The organism is Paenibacillus glycanilyticus NBRC 16618, assembly GCF_004000805.1.
GTDB lineage: Bacteria > Bacillota > Bacilli > Paenibacillales > Paenibacillaceae > Pristimantibacillus > Pristimantibacillus glycanilyticus.
The window spans coordinates 13,241-33,024 of the sequence record NZ_BILY01000041.1; the positions used below are offsets into that span (position 1 = coordinate 13,241).

Consider the following 19,784-nt stretch of genomic DNA (forward strand, 5'->3'; position numbering starts at 1 on the left):
TGTATACAAATGTATACACATCATAAATGACTGTCAAGTTATAATTTTCAAATAATTAACAGTTGATTCGTTGCGGCATTAAAAAAAGCGCCACCCAGGTTCGAGAACCCGGATGACGCTAAGCTGTTTCTTTCGTTAAGCTATTAACCGCAAAAATAAAATGCCACCAAACGCGCATGCCATTCCGGTAATTTCAAGCCTCGTGAAGCTTTCCTTCACCACGAACCGGGTATAGAGCAGTACGATTAATACATTCAAAGCGGTAACTGCGGAGACCAGCCCTGCCTTGCCATGATCAAAGGCCGTGACAATCATCATCATGCCTACCGCGTTGGTTGTGCCGACCAGCATTCCGGTCAGGTAAGTGCGGCGTTCACTCCACGTTTTGCCCGGATTCCGTCCATCCACTGCGGCAGCTGCCACGGTAACCTCGTGTGCTTCAGCCGCTGCAGCCAAGCCGTATCTCCTTGCCGCAAGGCGGTCCTTCAGCCACCAAATACCATAGCAAATGGAGCCGGAGGCAAACATAAAGAACAACGTAGGGAACAGCGGCGCCTCAAGCTTGGTTGACCAGGAGCCGGACAAGTCATTGCAGGCGAACATGACGAGAGACAGAAGTCCCCATTGCGCGCCTTGAAGATTTTTGAGCGACAAATCATTGGAGTAACGGACAAGCAAAATCCCCGCCACGATAACTACAAAGGCGGCCAGCTGGGTATATTTAAGCGCTTCTCCCCACATCAGGTACGCCCCTATGACAACCAGCACGGCAGGAAGTGCCGTAATAATCGCGACAAGCGAGGCTTTTCCGACGGCAAAGCCCTTGAACATGCTGGCATTCGCGACAAAGGAAAACACGCCCATCTGAATACCCACCAGAACTGTCGTCGGCCAAGGCTGACCGGACCATACGGCTGTAATTCCGCATATTACTGCCCCCATCGAGAACGCGCCGCATAGCAGCACGGTCCGGCTTAACGGAAGCTGGCTCGTATAGTGATACAATATTCCTCTTAATCCAAAGCATAGGGCGGCAAGCCCTGCAAATAAAATCCACATAAAGTAAGCGGTCCCCTTCCCATTCTTCTAATCTTAGACAGGAAACCGCCATGTGGCAATGCTCTCGCTGGATAAAAATTCGCAAGCAAAATAGCTGTTGCCACACCTGACGTATCATGTTAATATGTGGAAAACGTTTTTCGGAAGGGCTTCTAGGGATCCGACTCCATTAGGATGGCGAACCAAGCGAAGCCGGCTTGCGCGGGTAGACGCCAAGCTACACCGTGAGGAATAAAAGACCTTCGGAAAGTTCCGCCTGCAAGACTAGGGCGAGACTTTGCGAGGGTCTTTCCTTTTTTTGCAGGAAAAATAACAAAGGGGTGCGTAAAGTGAGGTCTATCGAGGTTGAGCAGTTGGAGAAGATCTTTCAAGTCAAGAAAAAGCAAGCCGGTCTTGCGGGCAGTCTCAAGTCGTTGATTAAGCCGCATTATACCGGCAAAGCCGCCGTTGAAGGCATTACGTTCTCCGTCGATCAAGGAGAAACGGTCGCTTTCCTCGGTCCAAACGGAGCGGGCAAATCAACAACGATCAAAATGCTGACCGGCATTCTTCATCCAACCTCCGGAAAGGCGGAAGTGTTGGGCTGTTGTCCGTGGACGGAACGGTCAAAGCTGGCTTACCGCATCGGCTCCGTATTCGGACAGAAGTCGCAGCTGTGGTACCATCTCCCGCCCCTTGATACCTTTGAGCTGATGAGCCGGATTTACGAGCTCCGCCGGGAGGATTACAAGAAGCGGCGCGACAATCTGATCGAACGGTTCGAGCTTGGCCCTTACTTGCACACCCCCGTACGGAAGCTGTCCCTGGGGGAACGGATGCGCTGCGAGATTGCCGCTTCTCTCATTCACCGTCCGCAGGCTTTGTTTCTCGATGAACCAACGATTGGACTGGACGCTGTCGTCAAGCAAAGAATCCGCGAGCTGATTCTGGAGATGAACCGCGAAGAAGGCACGACGATCTTCCTTACCTCCCATGATGCCGGCGACGTCGAGAAACTATGCGACCGTGCGATTGTAATTAATCATGGGGGACTCGTGTTTGACGGGCGGGTCGACTTCATGAAGCAGCAGTTTCTGACACATAAGACGGTCCAACTCCTCCTGGAGGACGATCCGGGGCATATGGCGCTTGAAGGCGTTGAGGTGCTGAGCCGGGACGGATCGCGTTTGACGCTTAGCGTGGACACCGGACTTACAACGATCGAATCCGTCCTGTCCGCCTTGATGGCAAGCCACCGTATTGTCGATATGACCGTTCAGGATCCGCCGATGGAGGATATTATCACAAGGATGTACGGGACGTTCCGCGCGAAGGAGGCGGTTATGTGATCAGTCTCTCCAAGCCGGCGAAATATGTGTTTATCGGTAAAATCACGCTGCGCAGCCAGCTGGCTTACGTCGTTGATTTTCTGATACGGTCCGTGTTTTTGCTGTTGATCTTATATATTTTCATGCAGTTATGGCAAACGACGTTTGCGGGAGAAGGAACAGCAACGATTAACGGCTATACCTTTAAACAGATGATGTGGTATCTCGTCTTTACCGAATCCATGGTTCTCGCCACTCCAAGTCTCAGTACCCGGATCGAAGAGGAAGTGAAGAGCGGCGACGTTGCCTTCAAGCTCATCCGGCCGGTTAGCTTCATTGCGTTCCATTATGCCGAATATATGAGCGAGGTAGCTATCCGCTACGTTATAAACCTGATACTGGGCTCGGCGATTGGCTTGCTGCTTGTTGGTCCCCTGCCTGTCGGCATCGGCCTCGCTTGGCTTCCGGTTATGGCGCTTGGCGGGTTCACCGTTAATTTCATGCTCGGCATGCTTGTTGCCCTTAGCGCTTTTTGGGTGGAGGAAACTCGCGGGCTCGAGTTCGTGTATAACAAAATTTTGTTTACGATAGGCGGGATGCTGATGCCGTTAGAGCTGTTTCCGGAGAGCTTGCAGCGAATCGGACACTGGCTGCCTTTTCAGACCGTCGTTTATTTTCCGGCCCGTACGGCGGTTGGCATGCATCTTGGCGAAATTTCCCACGCCCTTGCCATACAGTGGCTGTGGGTGATCCTTATTGGAGCGATGGTATGGCTGTTATACCGGAAAGGGGTGCGAAAGCTTAATGTTAATGGCGGATGACAAATTGCATAAAGGTCATGCGGGCATATCCGAGCATGACCAGCCGGGCAAGCTTAAGCGCCTGCTCCGGTTTACGGCGGCAAGCTGGAGGCTTAACCTGGCGGGCGCCATGGAATTCCGATTCAGCTTCCTCCTGACGGTTGGTTCCATGATCGTAAATAATATCGTGTGGATTATATTCTGGGGCATGTACTTCAAACGGTTCCCCGTGCTTAATGGCTGGACGCTTCAGGATGTCATGATGATGTGGGCGGCCGCGTCGGGCGGGTTCGGAATCATGTCCGTTTTCTTCGGCAACGCAACCCGGCTTGCCAATCTGATCGCTACCGGACAGCTGGACGTCTACCTGGCTCAGCCTAAGCCGGTGCTTCTGAACGTGCTGATCAGCCGCATGTCGGTTAGCGCGATTGGCGATCTGCTGTTTGCGATATTCATCTTTGTAGGGTTTGGCGATGTCTCCCCGGTTGGAATCGTTAAATTTACGGCAGCGCTGCTTATTTCCGGCATGATCTTTATTTTCTTCTGCGTGATTGCCGGCTGTCTCTCCTTCTGGCTTGGCAATACGGATGGATTAAGCTTTCAGCTGTTTAACGCGCTGCTCGTCTTTGCCACATACCCGACGGCTATATTCAAAGGGTTCGGCCGGCTTGTCTTGTTCACCGTTATTCCGGCCGGCTTCATCAGCAGCATGCCGGTATCGTTCATTCGCGAGCTTGACCTTCCCTTCTTGTACGGCGCATTAGGCATGACAGCCCTTTTGTGCGCCGGAGGGATTCTGCTCTTTTATCGAGGCTTAAGAAGATATACGTCGGGCAATATGATGGGGTTAAGGCGTTAACTTTTAAACTTAACTAGGAAAGAGAAAAAGATCGAACCTCGGAACATCCGGACGTTCGATCTTTTTTTGCTTTAAGCCGCCATGTCTCTTCGCGTGAACATCAGCCAGGATATGAGATTAAACACCAGGGAGTAGAGAACAAGAACGATAATTACGCCATACTAAGCATTAACCTTTAATCTTCGTTCCAGAACAAACGGACCAAACGGTAAAAAGGCCGCCAGAATCGCTCCCGCTATACGGATCATTCTCCACTTGAACAGAACGGCCATCATCGCGATCGCTACCAAATAAACAGAAAATAAGAGCCCGTGAATACCGCCGGTAACCGCAACAGCCTCCGGACTATCGAACATGTATTTCAAAGGCATCGCTATTCCCAATAAAACGAGAAACGAAATCGCTTCCAAATAGCTGATCCAGCGAAACCATGTCCGGACGGATTGCTTCATTCTTACACTTCCTTTCTCTTTTTCTTCAATCGAGTCTATTACGTATTCCGTCTGTTCTTCGTTTCTGCTAATATCACAAATTCGTGTCCATTCCATGACCAAATGAAAAAGCGGCCCCCAAAGCGAAAGGCTTTGAGAACCGCTATCTTGTTATATAACGCCTGTCTGTTGTTTATTCACCCGTTTGATCCTATCTCCATCCGACCGTTTGATAAGGTTCGCCGATAGCAGCATCCCTGCGATAACGATAACTCCGCCTACGATTTGGGAAGCCAGCAGCTGCTGGCCCGTCAGTACGGACAGGATAGCCGTAAAGATCGGCATCAGATTCATCGTAATGCTGGCTTTGCCGGGTCCAAGCTCTTTGACGCCTTGGTTCCAGAACAGGAAAGAGCCGATGGAAGGAAATAGGCCAAGATAAATAACACCCGTTACTCCGAGGGCTGTTATATGTTCAGTCTGTAATGGCTGGATAAACAGCAACGGAATCATGCAAATGACGCCAATGAAAGCCGTAAAGGCCACAAACGTAATGGGAGGAAGATGCTGCGCCCGCTTGCTGATGATCGAGTAAATCGCCCACAAGAACACCGCGATCAGCAAGATGCCGTCTCCTTCGTTATAAGGTGTCCGGAATACGCCTAGAAGATGCCCTTTCGTTAATACCGTAAGCACGCCCAGGAAGGATAATATCAAGCCCGCTCCCTGCATCAACGTCATTTTCTCCTTCAGGAACAGAACCGACAACACGATCATAACCGCCGGAGTCAAGCTGTTAATCAGGCTGCCGTTTGTTGACGAGGTGTGCTGCAATGCGGTGTAGGTAAGAAGCGTGTACAATACGACGCCCACCAGCGACAGGAATAACATCATCCCCCAATTGGCTCTCCACACCTTCCTCCAGTTTGGTTTTTCAATAAGCTGAGCCATCGGAATCAAGGCCGCAGCCGCAATTGCCCAACGTATGAAGGCCACCCAGATTGGCGGAAAATCGGCCGTAACCGACTTGCCGAAAATCAAATTCCCCGCCCAGAACAGATTTGCTAATACTAGAAAAAGCCATGCTTTTGTTTTCATAATCAGACTCTCCTCTCCCTGACTAACTCCTCCAGGTCTTTCTTTCTCTTGGTCTATAATCATGTTACAATAAACCTGGTCATAAATAAAATGAATATAAATCATGAGGGAGATATCAAATCCGGTATGAACAAATCGCTTCTTCAACTGATTGTCGCCATTTCGGAAACCCGAAGCTTCACGACCGCCGGAGAGAAAATGAATATGACGCAGCCGGCTGTAAGCCGTGCCGTAACGACCTTGGAACGCGAGCTTGGGGTTACGCTGCTGATCAGGGACCGGCGTCACGGAGTTGCTCTTACTCCTGTCGGAGAGCGTATTGTCCGGACTTTCCGGGAAATTCTTCAAGGGTATGATAAGATCGACCAGGAAATCGCAAGCGAGAAAGGAATGGAAACCGGCAGCGTCCGTATCGGAGCATTCCCGGTGGCCGCGACCTATCTGGTACCAAAGCTGATCCGTCAAATGAAGCAGCATTATCCGAACCTGGAGTTCAGCATCATCGAAGGCACGATCGCCGATGTGCAGGAATGGCTGGATAACCGCGAAATTGACGTTGGTTTGCTTATCCCGTCCGACAAAACCGCATATTCTTATCCTCTTTACCGCGAGGGAATTTATGCGGTTATGCGGGAAGATCATCCGCTTAACGAGAAAGAGATTATTAGCCCCGAGGATTTACGGGACGAACCCATGCTTATATGCAAAGCCGGTTATGAGCCTCCGGTCTTAAAGTGGTTTGAAAGCGCCGGAGAATCGCCAACCATTAAATACATTCTCTACAACTACAGAACCGCGCTTCAGATGATTCTGGCGGGTGAAGGAGTAGCCGTCATGTCCGAGCTGTCCCTTCTGGACCTTCCCCCGGGAATCGTCCTGAAGCAAATCTCTCCCGCAGCCTACCGGGATATTCACATTGCATCCGGTCCTCTGGAGGACTGCACCATCGCGGTAAAAGCATTTATAGAGACGGCACGGAAGCTGTTCCCATTCAAAGCCGAGCCTACTGAAATATCTTGCAATCTTTACGGAAGACACGGGCAAACTTGAAGAAGAGTAAAACTTCCATCGGATCAGCTGTTGACATAAAGTCAACTTTACGTTGTAACCTTGATTTCGCGAGGTGAGAATCCCATGTATCAAATTTCCGAAGTGTCCAAGCTTATCGGCCTGCCCATCCCAACCATTCGCTACTACGAGCAATTGGGATTGATCGACGAGCCGGCCAAAAATGCACGAGGATATAAAGTCTACGATGAATTGACGGTGGAATATTTGCAATTCATCGTCAATTTGAAGGATACGGATATGTCCTTGGAGCTGATCAAAAGCTATGTTGACGCTTATCGGGCCAAGAACTACTTGCGGTGTCACGAAATTCTCCGGGAGCATGCCGTCAAGATGGAGCTTGAGCTTGAGAAGCGCCAAAGGATCCTGGAGAAGGTACGATACAAGGTGTCTCACTTCAGTAAACTTCGAGGTGGCGGTATTTAATGCAACAACCTATTCCATCCGGCTATTCAGCTAGAACTACGGCTAACCATATCGTACAAGGTATCAATTTAAAGGGTAAAATAATCATCGTCACCGGTGGATCCGCCGGTCTTGGCTTGGAATCGGCAAAAGCGCTTGCCGCGGCTGGCGCGAAGGTAATCGTGCCTGCAAGAAACGTCAGTAAAGCTAGCCAAGCACTCGCAGGCATACCTAACGTGGAGTTATATCCGGAAGAAATGGATCTGAGCAAAAGCGAGACGATTGAAGCCTTCGGCCGTTGGTTCCAGTCGCGGCATGACAAGCTGGACATCCTGATTAACAGCGCGGGAGTGATGGCAATACCGCTTGCCAGGGATGACCGTGGGAATGAAATGCAAATCTCGGCCAATTATTTGGGGCATTATCATTTAATTAATAAACTTCTACCTCAATTAAAAAAAGCGAACGGAGCCCGGGTTGTCACCCTATCCTCCCGTGCCCACTGGTATTCGGCGTTTCATTTCGAGGACCCTAATTTTGTTCATTCGCCATACGACAAATGGTTGGCTTACGGACAAGCGAAGACAGCTGCTGCCTTGCTCAGCGTTGCGGTAGACGAGCTGTTCAAACCAGATAACATTCGCGCTTTTACCGTCCATCCCGGCAGTATTGTCACCGGTCTTTCCCATGCTCTGTCGGAGGATGAACTCGCAGCGTTTGGAGCCATCAAGGCAAACGGAGAACGCGGCTACGAACAATACGACAACGAGAGAAAAACGATTTCCGAAGGCGCGGCAACCATCGTATGGTGCGCGGTAAGCCCTCAATTAAACGGATACGGCGGCGTTTATTGCGAGAACTGCGATATCGCCCCTCTGCATACGGACGACAGCATGACCGCTGGCGTAAAAGGATGGGCGGTCGATAAAGCAGCCGCTCGCAAGTTATGGGAAGAAACGCCACGGTTGTTTAACTAAGCATAGTAGTAAAAAGCCCCGCATTTCACTTGAAATGCGGGGCTTCCCATTCGTATGATTATAAGCTTAAGTCCACGTAAAACGGCGGCTTCACGCCAAGCATGCGGGCATACACATAAAGCTGGCCTTTGTGATGCGCCTCATGCCCGACTAAACGATGCAGGATTTCCAATACAGGCTCGGTAATATTCAACGCTTTAACGCTTTTGATCTGTTTTAAATCCGATTCCGAATACGAAGCAAGCTTCTGCTCATGCTCATGCGTCAGCTGCTTCAGAAGCACGCGCGCTTCCGCCACCGTTGAAGGAACCTGCGGAATATTCATCTCGCGTTCCTCCATGCCCGCAAAGAAGAAATCCGGCGTCCAAGCTAGATGATGGATGAGCTCGAGCGTAGTCATCGCGCCCTCCCAAGGGCTGTATGCTCCACCCGATTCCGGCAGCGTTTCCGCAAGTTCAAGCAATGCGTTGCGGTGCATCTTCCAGCTTTTCAGCGCTTGTTGTCCAGCGGTACGTTCAGCAGTCAGTTCAGTAGCAACCATATATATTCCTCCTAGATTTTATTTAGCCGGTATACCTCCCTGGATGCTAACCAGGCTTCGGTTGAACGGCGGTATTCCTGATAATGCGAAGAAGCGAGATGCGCTTGCAGGGCGTCTTCATCTTTCCAATTTTCATACAGCACGTATTGCTCCGGATGTTCCGGGCTATTGTGCAAAATATAATCAACGCAGCCTTCTTCGGCACGTGAAGGCGCGGCAACTTTTAACAGCTCATCCCGAAGCTGCCGCTCGGTTCCTGGGCGGGCTTTCAGTATCGCGACTATGGTAATCATATAAGCATGACCCCTCTTGATTTAACGGTTTAATTGGGCAATAACTTCTTTTGCCGCGCTTTCCGTAGACTGTGGATTTTGGCCAGTGATCAAATTCCCGTCTACCTGTACGTTATCGGTCCAGTTTGGAGACAGCACGACGTTAGCTCCTAATTCACGAAGCTTGGATTCCAAAAGAAACGGCATGTACCGGTCCAAGGTCGTTTCCCTTTCTTCCTCATCGGTAAAGGCCGCAACGGTTTTTCCGGCAACAAGCGGATGGCCGTCCGACAGTTGGACCCCAACGAGAGCAGCAGGTCCGTGGCACACGGCAGCCACTACTTTTCCCGTTTCGTACAACGTACGGATGATCGACTGCAGCAGCTCGTTGCCAGGCATGTCGAACATGGTACCGTGACCGCCGGGAAGAAAAATGGCGTCGTAAGAATCAATATCATGGACAAGGCTAAGCTTTATTGTATCTGTAAGGTAACTAGCGGTATCCCGCAGCTCCTGCGATATCCCTTCCAAGCTTCTATGATCCAAAGGAGCTTGTCCGCCCAATGGGCTTGCGATTGTTATTTCGTATCCCTCGCCGCTAAATGCCAAGTATGCTTCGCCAAATTCGGACAACTACAAGCCCGTTCGCTCCGTATCGCTCAATTTATCCGCGGTTGTAACTACCATTAGAACACGTTTCGCCATCTATAACAGCCTCCTTGACTAGTAGTAAAATGATCATTACCCTCCGAAAATATTCGGCCAGTGAACATACTTTATCATTCCGGAAAGGCGGTTTGTACTACGGTTATGTTAGGAGGCGATAATGAAAAGTTATCCCCCGGTTTGTTTTCGGAAATCAAGATGCGATGGTCAATGATCAATATCTCGGCTAGCAGCAAAACAGCCTCAAAGCCGCGAATCTCGCGCTTTGAGGCTGTTTTGCTGTTATTGGTTTTCGTTTTTGGTTACAAGCTTGAGCGGTGCCGGAATCGATTTCTCTACCTTCTTGCCCTGCAGCACATCGTAAGCGGCTTGCACGGCAAGCTGGCCGATAAGCTCCGGCTGCTGCGCGACGGTTGCCGTAAGTTTTCCTTCCGCAATCGACTTCAGCGCGTCTTCGTTGCCGTCAAAGCCGATTACCGGAATATCCTTGCCGGAGCTCCGAATCGCTTCAATGGCACCAAGCGCCATTTCGTCGTTGTGAGCGAATACGGCTTGCACGTCGGGATTTGCCTGAAGAAGGTTTTCCATGACATTTAATCCCTTTGTACGGTCGAAGTCCGCCGTCTGCTTCGCCACTACTTTCAAATCCGTATCCGCAAGCTCGTGGAAGCCTTTTCCGCGTTCCCGGGTGGCCGAAGCGCCGGCGACGCCTTCGAGTTCGACTACCTTCGCCCCCTTGCCGAGCAGCTTCTCGATATACTCGGCCGCCATGCGTCCGCCCTTCGCGTTATCCGAAGCGACAAGCGCTTCGACGTTCCCGCTGTCCGCGGAACGGTCCAGCGTAATAACGGGGATGCCAAGTTCGTTGGCCGATTGAACGACAGTCGAGATTGCCGCGGAATCGGTTGGGTTAATAAGAAGGACATTGACGCCTTTTTGCATCAAATCGTCGACGTCGTTGCTCTGTTTGGCGGAATCGTTCTGCGCATCGACCACTATGGTCTCGATGCCATGCTTTTTCGCTTCCGCAACAACGCCCTCCTTCATCGAAACGAAGAATGGATTGTTTAAGGTCGAGACGGAGAGGCCAATTTTCATGTTCTTCAAATCTCCGCCCGTATCGGGCTTCGCCCAGCTTGGCGGCTCCATCGAACATCCCGTAACGAGGAAGAGGAACAACGCCATCAGTAACAAAGAAAGCTTTTTCATAAACATTCTCTCCTTATGCCGATTTCTTTCTGTCAATGAGTACGGCGATCAGTATGACAATCCCCTTAACTACCATCTGATAGAAGGAAGATACGCCAAGCAGATTTAGTCCGTTATTCAAGGTACCAATGATAAGCGCGCCGATAAGCGTGCCAACGATGCGCCCGCGGCCGCCGGAAAGGCTAGTCCCCCCGAGAACGACGGCAGCAATCGCGTCCAGCTCGTAAGAGGTGCCGGCCGTTGGCTGCGCCGAATTTAATCGGGAAGTAAGAATGGCGCCGGCCAAGGCGGAAAGCATACCCGCCAAGGAATAGATCATGATTTTGACGCGCGTTACTTTGATGCCGGATACGATTGACGCTTTCTCGTTACCGCCGATTGCGTAAGTTTTGCGTCCGAAGGCGGTCTTTTGAAGAATAATCCACAATGCCGCAAATGTAATAATCATGGTAATGGCCGGAACCGGAATGCCGAACATATACCCGCGCCCGAATAGCTGAAACGCCATGCTGTCTCCCAGGCCCGTTATCGGATTACCGTTCGTGTATACGAGAGTAAGACCTCTGAAAATCGTCATTGTCGCCAAAGTCGCGATAAAGGGCGCCATCTTCCCTTTCGTAATCATAAGACCGTTTACCATCCCCATTACGCCGCCGACTATGCAGCCGAGCAGAATGGCGATAATCGGATCAAAGCCGGCCAGCATCATGTTTGCCACAAACGCGCTGGACAAGGCCAGGATGGAGCCGACCGACAGGTCGATGCCGCCCGTAAGAATAACAAAGGTCATCCCGAACGCAATCAAAGCGTTAATAGACACCTGTCTTAGAAGATTCAAAATATTAAGCGGTTCCAAAAAACTCGGATTCATAATCGATACGATCGCGATCAATAAAATCAAACCAAGCAAAGGCCCTAATTTCTGCGTAATTTGCGAAAGCGGAAAGCCGCTTTTCGCTTCGTTTCTAGTTGTCATGTTACTGTCCCCCTGTCGCGAGCGTCATAATGTTTTCTTGCGTCGCTTCTTCTTTGCCCAGCTCTCCCGCGATGCGGCCCTCATGCACAACCACAATGCGGTCGCTCATGCCAAGCACCTCGGGCAATTCCGACGATACCATGATGATGGCGACGCCGTGTGCCGTCAGCTCGTTCATCAGCTGGTAAATTTCCCGTTTAGCTCCCACGTCCACTCCGCGGGTCGGTTCGTCCAGAATAAGCAGCCTTGGTCCGATACCAACCCATTTGGCGATTACAACCTTCTGTTGGTTGCCGCCGGACAAATTGCCTACAGCCGTATCCGCCGTATGGGTTTTGATTTGCAGCCTTTTGATCAAGGCTTCAACAAACGTTGTCTCCTTTTTGGAAGAGAGCAAGCCCCTGGTTGTGAAGCTGCTAAGGCTAGGAAGCACCATATTATCTCTGACGGAGAAGTCGAGAATAAGCCCTTCATCCTTTCGGTCCTCCGTAATAAAGCCGATTCCCAGCTTGACCGCGTCCACCGGCTTCCGGATGGATGCTTTTTTCCCAAAGACGCGGATCTCGCCGCCGTCCAGCCGGTCCAGGCCGAACAAGGCTCTCATCATCTCCGTTCGGCCTGCCCCCATTAAGCCGGAGAAACCTAAGATCTCGCCCGCATGAACCCGGAAGCTGACATTGTCGAACAGGCCTTTTCGCGAGGCTTGTTTCACTTCCAGCACAACCTCGCCGAGCTTTGGCGTCCGGGCCGGATATCGTTCCGTTAACTCGCGGCCGACCATTTTTCTTACGACCTCATCGAAATTCGTTTCTGGTATAGGCTTCGTATCTACGGTACGGCCATCCCGCATGACGGTAATGCGATCGCAGATTTCGAATATCTCTTCCATCCGGTGCGAGATATAAACGATGGAAACGCCGTCCTTCTTCAGCGCTTCAATGACATCAAACAGCTTTCTTATCTCTCTTTCGGTCAGCGCCGAAGTTGGCTCATCCATAATGATGACTTTGGTGTCCGTTAACAAGGCTTTGGCGATTTCGATCATTTGCTGCTGGCCGACCGAACAAGAGCCGGCTAAGGCGCTTAACGGAATATCCACGGCTAAACGTTTGAACTGCTCCTTCGCCAGCTCCCGCATTTTCCTTTCCTTCAACAACCCCCAGTTGCCGGACATCTCGCGGCCGATGAACAGATTCTCCAGCACCGTCATATCCGGCCACACATGAAGCTCCTGATGGATAAAAGCTATGCCGTTACGTTCCGCTTCCTTCGGATTGGCGAAATACGTCTCTTTCCCCTCGATCAGAACCGTTCCTTCGTCTTTCGCATGCAGCCCCGTCAATATATTCATCAAGGTGGACTTGCCTGCCCCGTTCTCCCCCATAAGGGCATGAACCTCGCCTGCCACCAGATCGAAATCGACCCCGGAGAGCACTTGGTTGCCGCCAAATGCTTTATGAATGCCTTTCATCTCAATGCGCATAACGGCTCCTCCTCTTATCCAAAATTAACTCCCGCTCGCAATATCACATTCGCATACGGGGTCGCTTCTCCCGTGCGGATGATCGCTTTCGCATCGCGCGTTAGCTGCTTAAACTCCTCGTGCGAGCATTTCCCGATCTCAAGCCCATGAAATTTCCGTTCTATAAAATCTAGCGTAGTCCGGTTAGCCGCGCTAATCTCTTCCGCCAGAATAACCTTCTCGACTGTCATGTCCGCCACTACGGCGTTTACGGTATCTTCAAAACTCGGCGTACCTAGCGTCAATGCCAGATCGATCTTTGGCACACCCTCCGGCACGGGAAGGCCGACGTCCGCGATTACCAGCGTGTCGGTATGTCCGAGATCGGCCAGCACCTTGGCAATATGGCTATTCAATATGCCTTGCTTCTTCATCTTGCATCTGCTCCTCTACTTCTCTCCTTATTGGCATGCCGCCCTGCGCGCCGAACTTCGTGACGGACAAGGAAGCTGCACGGTTTGCGAACCTTACGCATTCGCGAATCGGTTTTCCCTCTGCGAGCGCGACAGCGAACGCGGCGTTAAAGGTATCTCCCGCGCCGGTCGTATCGACGGCATCGACCTTATAGGAAGGAACCAGCACCTCTTGTTCCCCGTCAAAGAATCGCACTCCGCGGCTGCCTTCCGTAATAAACAGCTTGTTCGGATACCGGCGCAGCGCTTCGGATAAGCTAAGGTTGGGAAACAAAACCTTTGCTTCATGCTCGTTAGGCGTCATATACGTCGCGTTTGCAATCATCTCTTCAGTGAGCGGACGAGCCGGAGCGGGATTCAGCAGCAGCGGCAATTGCATTTCCCTGCAAAGTTCACCAACGTAAGCGACGGTATCCTCCGGGATTTCCTGTTGGATTAACAGGATGTCCGCTTCGCGGAACGCATCCTTGCTTTTTGCAAGGTAAGCCGGCGTCACTTCATTGTTCGCCGCCGGAACAACAACGATACTATTGTCGCCTTCCGCTAGAACAATATGTGCCGTTCCGCTCGCCATATGTGTAACCGGTTCCACATATTCGATAGAAACCTTATTCCTTTTAAAATTGTTTAAAATTTCTTGACCGTAAAGATCGTCGCCGACCCGTCCAATCATCGTTACCTCTGCGCCTAGACGCGAAGCGGCAACCGCCTGATTAGCCCCTTTGCCTCCCGGAACGGTCACGAACCCTTCGCCGAGAACCGTTTCCCCCGCTCCGGGACGCCTCGCCGCCGTAACGACGAGGTCGACCGATGAACTTCCGACTACGATTATTTTTGCCATTCTATTTCCGCCTTTCTGGTTGTATCCCGTTCCGCAAACGTTACGGGCATCTGTATCGTTGGTTCATCCACTATTTCATTCTCGATCAGCCGAATGAGCAGGCTAGCCGCCGCTTTGCCCATATCGTAAGCCGGCTGGCGAATAGTCGTCAGCGACGGCGTCAGCAAGCGGCTGAGCGGAATATCGTCAAAGCCGACAATCTGCACGTCCTCCGGGACTTTCTTGCCCAGCCTTAGCGCTTCATGCAATACGGCGGCCGCGACAATGTCGTTGCTGGCGATGACGCCGTCAGTCTCCGGATACCGCTCGAACAGCTCCCTTGCCCAAGTTCCCGCATCCGTAAAGGAAAACGAAGAGGTTTGAATGACGTTAAACACGATGCCCCGCTCTCCCAAAGCTTCAACCGCACCTTCGTAACGGTCCTGAGCAGGCCGGATATGCCTTGGTCCCCGCATCACGGTGACCCGCCGGCTGCCGCGATCGGCAATTTCCCGGGCTGCCATTCTCCCGCCTTCCCGTCCATCCGAATAAACCGATGGGCGGTTATCCGCTGTCCGGTCCAGAAACACAACCGGAATGTTCAGCTTCCGGTACATATCGCTGTCCGGAAAGTTCGTAGAGGAGATGATTCCAACCACGTTATTCTGTACGAAGGTTTGGAGATATTCCTTCTCCTTCGCTTTATTCTCGTCGCTGTTGCCGAAGATGATTCGGAATTCGTTGCGCTGCATCTCGTCCTCCACCCCGCGCGCAAGCTCAGGAAAGAACGGGTTGGCTATGTCCGGCAGCAGCAAGCCGGTCAATCGCGACTTTCGTTTATATAAAGATCTTGCGACTTCGTTTGGCGTATAGTGAAGCTCCTTGATAGCGGTTTCAATTTTCTTGCGGGTATCTTCGTGCACATAACCCGTATCGTTGATCATCCGCGACACGGTTGCGACCGAAACGCCCGCATGCTTCGCTACGTCTCTAATGGTTGCCATATCGTCTTCTCTCCTCAATGTGGAACCGTTTACACATCTAAAATAGCATATCCGATTCCTTTTGACAAGCAGACATCTTTTTGCAATATCAACCAAATGCTTTTTATACGGAGTCAAAAATAAATCCCAATTGCCTGTTAACGGATTTTTCCCGCGTAATGACCGAGATCTCGCGTACCGTTCCGAAATCGGCAATGGGAATCGCTTTTGTCGTATTCTTCATTTGGATAATAAAGATTTCCGGCAAAATAGATATCCCCAAATTAGCGTGAATATAGCCCAAAATGCTTTGTCCCAGTTCAAATTCAAGAGCTATGTTCATTTTTTCGTTCCTATTGGAAAACTCTTGATCAATCAGCATCCTTGCATCGCAGCCTTCTGTCAACATTACGAAATTCTCATGCTTTATCTCATCAAAAGATACTTCGTCTTTATTCCCATAGACGGGATGGTCGACATTCACGAACATAAAAAATTTCTCCGAAAAAACGGGAGTGGAGAAAAAGGAGTGATTGACCCCTCTGTCATCAAATAAAGCGGCATCGATGATGCCATTTTCCAGACTCGTCAGCAAGTCGTAGAAACAATAAAATACCCTGAATTTTATGTCTAGCTGTCCTATGGCCTGCTGACTGCGCGCAATTTGGCCTGGAAGAAAGATCGTCGCTATGCTTGGCCAAGAACCTATTGTGAGGTCGGATTTCCCCTCGTCTTGAGCAAGCGCAATCTCCCGCCGAATGGCATTCATTTCGTTTAGAATGTTCTTGCTTCCTTCAAGCAAAATGTGCCCGGCCGGTGTTAGCGTTACTCCTGTAGTCGAACGAACCAATAACGGGGCTCCCAATTCCACTTCCAAGTTGCGAATTTGCTTGCTTAACGCAGGCTGGCTGATATGCAACAATTCGCTCGCTTTTGTTAAGCTCTTCATCTCCGCTGTCTGACGGAAGGCCACCAGCCAATCCATTCTCATGCGCAACCCTCCATCGTCTTTTGATTTCCGCATTGAAATGCTTCTCTATTCGTTAGTCCGTTTTAAGCTTCCCTTGGCAAACATGTCATATTCCTTGAAGAAGAATAACAAAAGACCTGTCCGCTGTAACATGAAATGTCTACTAACAAAGATGCAGGAACGTATGTATGCAAGGCTGGTCATATGACCATTCGAAAAGCCCGGCAAAGGAAGAAAGGAGTAGGAAAAAACCTGCACAACACGTAGTAGAAAAAATGGGCCAGTTACTCTCAATCTCTCGAGAGTGACTGACCCATTAGAGCTTAGGTTGACCACTTTTTTCTGCAGAGATAAGACCTTTCCCTTACTCAGGCTTCTCAATACGCGATTATTCAAACTGTCCGGGATTTCATAAAATTTTTATGTCCTTGACCAAAATCTATTGCAACTTTTCCAGTCCTTCGAGCTATTTTTGGTGCTAGAATAACAGCATTCACGCCTGCCGAAATGAGTACTAAATCAAATTTATTTTTCAGCATATCAACTTCCTTTAATACCCGATTAATCTGTCTATAATCCGAAAAAAATAGGGTTCCTGTTACATTTAAATCATATTTATTAACGAGTACTTGTTTCATTTCATTAGCGTGTTGTGAAATGAGTAAAACTCTTCTGTTTTTTAGAACGTCCCAAAAAGCTTTGTATTTAGGAATATAGCGATTAATACAGGCATCACATGTATAACGTGGCGAGAGATTAAAATGAGTAAAAATTTTGTTTGTTAATATTCTTTTAAGTCTCTTTGGAGCATGAATTCGGTTATCGTTAAGAAGTAGAACGCCTACAACATTTGCATTCCTAATCCCTTGAACAAGCTCATTTCTTAGACGAATATTAGGTAAATGCACACCCTTTTCTCCACGGTTCGCTTTTTTTGTCCAAGGCTCTTTCAGAACATCGCGTATAGGCCATACAGAATTTTGCGCCAAGCAAATATTCTCCCCATCGCCGATTCTAACCAATGAAAAAGGTTTTCTATAGTCCAAAGCATATTTCACTTGTTTCAACACTTGTTTCCATGTAAGAAATTTTTCCGTATATATCCCTCACTCTATAATTTTTTTAAAGTTACGCTACTCTGACTTAATTAATGTATGTTTAATTGAGTGAAAGGAGATAAACCAGAGCACATTTTAGACTGATGAGTCTGTTCCTGTTAATTTCATTAATAGGCATAAACAGGTCAACCTGCTAACGTAGTACCCTATGGAGGAAAAATGCCAAAAGAAGAAGGCATTACCATGAGCATGTCCCGCAAGGGAATGCCCATTGATAATGCCCCCATCTTAACTCCATTCGAGTAACACTGTGCGCGGTTATATCCCCCATTACTGATTAACAGCGAGCTGCTGAGTCTCCTCCATCTTTGCAGGGGTACCGCCTCGAAAGACAACGAGAAGCACAATCACAATCAAGAGGACCAGACTAACGAGTCCTTTGCTGTAACCAACTCCGCCATTGCCTGGTGCCGCAGAAAGCCAATCCGCGAAGGACGCGCCCACAGGACGAGTCAAAACATAAGCTATCCAGAAAGCTGTAATTTCTTTCAAATGAAACAGCCGATAACATAATGCGGGTATGAATAGCAAAGCAAAGAACATTATTCCGGAATCTAAATATCCCAAATGCATACTGGAGGCTGTTAAATCGCCTGCAGAAGTGCCGAGAGCGAATGTGGTCAGGACCGTCATCCAATAAAACACTTCTCTCCGGCGCGTGTTAATGCTATGAATCGATAAGCTCTTCTCCTTCACATACCAAATTCTGAAAATAGCTGCAAGCGAGGCAATAAAAAAGAGAGTTGAAACCGTATTTCCCAAACCAGCTCGTATAACATCAGCTGCTGTAGTGCCAAATATGCTTACCATTATGACAACTAGCCAATACAGACTCGCGATATACTTTTTCGACTTGAACTGGAGAACCATAGCTGCAACAAAAATCGCTACACTTATTGGCACGGAGAGGAATGGATTTAATTTTTCAAATAAAAAATCTGATGCCACTTCTCCAAGACCAGTTGTAATTAGCTTCGTTATCCAGAAATACAACGTAATTTCAGGTACTTTTGCTAGCATCGTTGTAGCTTGTGGGTTAAATTCCGTTTTATAATTGTACATGACTATCCCCTTATTTTTCAGATTGAGTACGACCCTTTATGAGCGTAACAATAGCCCCTGCAATTAATAGAGAGATGATTACCCACTTAAGATTCCTAAACGGGCTAAAAAGGCTGCCCTTAGGAGAACTCGGGTCTTTCACACTCCGTTGAACTAAATCCGATTGCTTTATTGTAAAATCAATCCGATCCTCCTTATATTCGGTTAAATAACTAAACTGAATATCCGCTCTGTAATCGCCAACGCTTAGTTTAGGAACTTTCATGAATTCGAGATTTTGTTCCTTTCCCGGTCCAATAATAACATTGTGCAAGGCAATGGCATGGCCGACATGCTTGTAGCCATAATCATCTTGACTGGTATTAAAAGCTCGATCCAATTTGACAGAAAGATCACCGATCAATACCTTGGAGCTCGTATTCAATACCTTGATATAAATAACTGGCTCTCCACTAGGCGAGTAATCATACTCAAAATGCTCCATGATCAGATTGGAGGCTGATGCATGTATCGCCGCCGTATCCATCAGACTCTCGTCCGTTTCCTACTAAGGAGCCAATACGCAAATAGTCCAACAACTACTATCGCAACAGCATAACTGATCGGATGCATGTAACGCTCCAATACATCCGCATTCGCTCCCCATTTATAACCCGCATAGGCTAATGCAATATTCCATGGAATACAGCCTAAAAAAGTATATAGCAGAAATGTAGAGAACTTCATCTTAGCTATGCCCGCCGGCAAGGATATGAAAGTTCGGATAAAAGGAAGGTTTCTGGTAAAGAATACGCTCATTGCGCCATATCGGGTAAACCACTTCTCCGCTTGATCAAGATGCGAGCTTCTAAAGAACACATATTTCCCGTACTTATTAAGTATTTTCCTTCCGCCAAGAGCTCCAACTTGGTAAGCAATTATTGACCCAAGAACATTTCCGAGTACACCTGCGATGACCACCTCCTGCCATGTTATCGTACCGTTAGCAGCAGCCAGACCCCCGCTTAATAAAATGACTTCACTCGGAATAGGTATACAAGCACTTTCCAGGACCATACCGATAAATATGCCGTAGAGGCCAATCGCATCAATTAGTTGGACCGCTAAATTAGAGATCCAATCCATAATACTTTGCATATCTCTTATAACTCCTTTCCAAGCTATTAATGAAAGCATCAGTTCCTTGTACTTTAAAATTCAATTCTCAACGAGCTGTGAACATCCGATT

The 19,784-nt window shown here is 49.1% G+C and carries 22 protein-coding genes and 1 pseudogene; 6 read left to right on the forward strand and 17 right to left on the reverse strand.

Annotated features, from left to right (window positions below):
* Positions 1 to 135 precede the first annotated feature (135 nt).
* Positions 136 to 1,059: an EamA family transporter gene (locus tag PGL01S_RS25250; protein WP_127497564.1), complete on the reverse strand. Its 924-nt coding sequence runs from the start codon at positions 1,057 to 1,059 to the stop codon at positions 136 to 138.
* Positions 1,060 to 1,388: 329 nt separating this feature from the next.
* Between PGL01S_RS25250 and PGL01S_RS25255 the strand changes: the two genes are divergently transcribed.
* The 3 genes from PGL01S_RS25255 to PGL01S_RS25265 are packed head-to-tail and all read left to right on the forward strand — an operon-like array spanning position 1,389 to position 4,025.
* Complete coding sequence (locus PGL01S_RS25255; protein WP_127497566.1) at positions 1,389 to 2,387, forward strand: ABC transporter ATP-binding protein; 999 nt, start codon at positions 1,389 to 1,391, stop codon at positions 2,385 to 2,387.
* A complete protein-coding gene (locus PGL01S_RS25260) occupies positions 2,384 to 3,187 on the forward strand; it encodes an ABC transporter permease (protein ID WP_127497568.1) in 804 nt (267 codons plus the stop codon). The genes PGL01S_RS25255 and PGL01S_RS25260 overlap by 4 nt, the downstream gene beginning before the upstream one ends.
* Positions 3,171 to 4,025, forward strand: a complete 855-nt coding sequence (locus PGL01S_RS25265) for an ABC transporter permease (protein ID WP_174806599.1) — start codon at positions 3,171 to 3,173, stop codon at positions 4,023 to 4,025. The genes PGL01S_RS25260 and PGL01S_RS25265 overlap by 17 nt, the downstream gene beginning before the upstream one ends.
* 161 nt (positions 4,026 to 4,186) lie before the next feature.
* On the opposite strand, the gene PGL01S_RS25270 is transcribed toward PGL01S_RS25265, so the two are convergent.
* Together PGL01S_RS25270 and PGL01S_RS25275 are read right to left on the reverse strand one after the other, a co-directional pair.
* A complete protein-coding gene (locus PGL01S_RS25270) occupies positions 4,187 to 4,477 on the reverse strand; it encodes a DUF3817 domain-containing protein (protein WP_127497570.1) in 291 nt (96 codons plus the stop codon).
* A 150-nt stretch (positions 4,478 to 4,627) separates the two neighbouring features.
* Positions 4,628 to 5,554, reverse strand: coding sequence for a DMT family transporter (locus tag PGL01S_RS25275; protein ID WP_127497572.1), 927 nt, complete (start codon positions 5,552 to 5,554; stop codon positions 4,628 to 4,630).
* Positions 5,555 to 5,680: 126 nt separating this feature from the next.
* Between PGL01S_RS25275 and PGL01S_RS25280 the strand changes: the two genes are divergently transcribed.
* The 3 genes from PGL01S_RS25280 (at position 5,681) to PGL01S_RS25290 (ending at position 8,004) form a co-directional block, all read left to right on the forward strand.
* Positions 5,681 to 6,604: a LysR family transcriptional regulator gene (locus tag PGL01S_RS25280; protein ID WP_127497574.1), complete on the forward strand. Its 924-nt coding sequence runs from the start codon at positions 5,681 to 5,683 to the stop codon at positions 6,602 to 6,604.
* Positions 6,605 to 6,688: 84 nt separating this feature from the next.
* Positions 6,689 to 7,048 carry a MerR family transcriptional regulator gene (locus PGL01S_RS25285; protein ID WP_127497576.1) on the forward strand — a complete coding sequence of 120 codons (360 nt, stop codon included), beginning with the start codon at positions 6,689 to 6,691 and terminating at the stop codon, positions 7,046 to 7,048.
* Positions 7,048 to 8,004 carry an SDR family NAD(P)-dependent oxidoreductase gene (locus PGL01S_RS25290; RefSeq protein ID WP_127497578.1) on the forward strand — a complete coding sequence of 319 codons (957 nt, stop codon included), beginning with the start codon at positions 7,048 to 7,050 and terminating at the stop codon, positions 8,002 to 8,004. The genes PGL01S_RS25285 and PGL01S_RS25290 overlap by 1 nt, the downstream gene beginning before the upstream one ends.
* Before the next feature lie 58 nt (positions 8,005 to 8,062).
* Here PGL01S_RS25290 and PGL01S_RS25295 read toward each other — a convergent pair whose 3' ends face one another.
* The 14 genes and pseudogenes from PGL01S_RS25295 to PGL01S_RS25360 form a co-directional block, all read right to left on the reverse strand.
* The gene (locus PGL01S_RS25295; protein ID WP_127497580.1) at positions 8,063 to 8,545 is read right to left on the reverse strand and encodes a DinB family protein; all 483 of its coding nucleotides are present in this window, start codon (positions 8,543 to 8,545) and stop codon (positions 8,063 to 8,065) included.
* 11 nt (positions 8,546 to 8,556) lie between these two features.
* Positions 8,557 to 8,838, reverse strand: a complete 282-nt coding sequence (locus PGL01S_RS25300) for a putative quinol monooxygenase (protein ID WP_127497582.1) — start codon at positions 8,836 to 8,838, stop codon at positions 8,557 to 8,559.
* Between the two features lie 21 nt (positions 8,839 to 8,859).
* Positions 8,860 to 9,522: pseudogene (locus PGL01S_RS25305) on the reverse strand (type 1 glutamine amidotransferase domain-containing protein).
* A 243-nt stretch (positions 9,523 to 9,765) separates the two neighbouring features.
* Entirely contained in the window at positions 9,766 to 10,692 is a 927-nt protein-coding gene (gene rbsB, locus PGL01S_RS25310) for a ribose ABC transporter substrate-binding protein RbsB (RefSeq protein WP_127497584.1), read from the reverse strand.
* A 13-nt stretch (positions 10,693 to 10,705) separates the two neighbouring features.
* Positions 10,706 to 11,668: a ribose ABC transporter permease RbsC gene (gene rbsC, locus PGL01S_RS25315; RefSeq protein ID WP_127497586.1), complete on the reverse strand. Its 963-nt coding sequence runs from the start codon at positions 11,666 to 11,668 to the stop codon at positions 10,706 to 10,708.
* A 1-nt stretch (position 11,669) separates the two neighbouring features.
* The gene (locus tag PGL01S_RS25320) at positions 11,670 to 13,151 is read right to left on the reverse strand and encodes a sugar ABC transporter ATP-binding protein (RefSeq protein WP_127497588.1); all 1,482 of its coding nucleotides are present in this window, start codon (positions 13,149 to 13,151) and stop codon (positions 11,670 to 11,672) included.
* A 14-nt stretch (positions 13,152 to 13,165) separates the two neighbouring features.
* On the reverse strand, positions 13,166 to 13,564 hold the full coding sequence (gene rbsD / locus PGL01S_RS25325; protein ID WP_127497590.1) for a D-ribose pyranase: 399 nt from the start codon (positions 13,562 to 13,564) through the stop codon (positions 13,166 to 13,168).
* The gene (gene rbsK / locus PGL01S_RS25330; protein ID WP_127497592.1) at positions 13,539 to 14,444 is read right to left on the reverse strand and encodes a ribokinase; all 906 of its coding nucleotides are present in this window, start codon (positions 14,442 to 14,444) and stop codon (positions 13,539 to 13,541) included. The genes rbsD and rbsK overlap by 26 nt, the downstream gene beginning before the upstream one ends.
* The gene (locus PGL01S_RS25335; RefSeq protein WP_127497594.1) at positions 14,432 to 15,427 is read right to left on the reverse strand and encodes a LacI family DNA-binding transcriptional regulator; all 996 of its coding nucleotides are present in this window, start codon (positions 15,425 to 15,427) and stop codon (positions 14,432 to 14,434) included. Before PGL01S_RS25335 ends, rbsK begins: the two co-directional genes overlap by 13 nt.
* Positions 15,428 to 15,530: 103 nt before the next feature.
* Positions 15,531 to 16,397, reverse strand: coding sequence for a LysR family transcriptional regulator (locus tag PGL01S_RS25340; protein ID WP_164775590.1), 867 nt, complete (start codon positions 16,395 to 16,397; stop codon positions 15,531 to 15,533).
* 371 nt (positions 16,398 to 16,768) lie between these two features.
* Entirely contained in the window at positions 16,769 to 17,479 is a 711-nt protein-coding gene (locus PGL01S_RS25345) for a GT-D fold domain-containing glycosyltransferase (RefSeq protein ID WP_127497599.1), read from the reverse strand.
* Positions 17,480 to 17,764: 285 nt separating this feature from the next.
* Positions 17,765 to 18,556: a COG4705 family protein gene (locus tag PGL01S_RS25350; protein WP_244935755.1), complete on the reverse strand. Its 792-nt coding sequence runs from the start codon at positions 18,554 to 18,556 to the stop codon at positions 17,765 to 17,767.
* Between the two features lie 10 nt (positions 18,557 to 18,566).
* Positions 18,567 to 19,082, reverse strand: coding sequence for a hypothetical protein (locus PGL01S_RS25355; RefSeq protein ID WP_127497601.1), 516 nt, complete (start codon positions 19,080 to 19,082; stop codon positions 18,567 to 18,569).
* A complete protein-coding gene (locus PGL01S_RS25360; protein WP_127497604.1) occupies positions 19,082 to 19,693 on the reverse strand; it encodes a DedA family protein in 612 nt (203 codons plus the stop codon). Before PGL01S_RS25360 ends, PGL01S_RS25355 begins: the two co-directional genes overlap by 1 nt.
* Positions 19,694 to 19,784 lie beyond the last annotated feature (91 nt).